Source organism: Peribacillus sp. SIMBA_075, assembly GCF_046534585.1.
The window spans coordinates 1-255 of sequence record NZ_JAWRYN010001066.1 but is presented as its reverse complement, the minus strand read 5'-3'; the positions used below and the strand labels follow the sequence as shown (position 1 = coordinate 255).

The 255-nt window shown below is 42.0% G+C and carries 1 protein-coding gene and 1 other annotated feature; the gene reads left to right on the top strand.

From position 1 onward, the window contains the following. Positions 1 to 51 (top strand) — a sequence feature (ribosomal protein L21 leader region). This feature is flagged as partial in the annotation. Positions 52 to 65: 14 nt separating this feature from the next. Then, positions 66 to 255, top strand: a 190-nt coding sequence (gene rplU / locus SB775_RS31565; RefSeq protein WP_410865227.1) for a 50S ribosomal protein L21, incomplete at its 3' end; no start/stop codon positions are given.

The following is a 255-nucleotide window of genomic DNA, read 5'->3' as shown; positions in this document are numbered from 1 at the left end:
AGGTTTTTAAGCATCGCAAGATCACCTGGAGAGGCGAGTCTTAGTCTAAGAGGAGGTGCAAGGATATGTACGCAATTATTGAAACTGGTGGAAAACAAATCAAAGTGGAAGCTGGCCAAGAAATCTACGTTGAGAAAGTGAACGCAGAAGCTGGCGAAACAGTAACATTTGATAAAGTTCTATTTGTAGGTGGAGACGATACTAAAGTGGGTGTTCCTTTCGTAGAAGGAGCAACTGTTACAGCGAAAGTTGAAA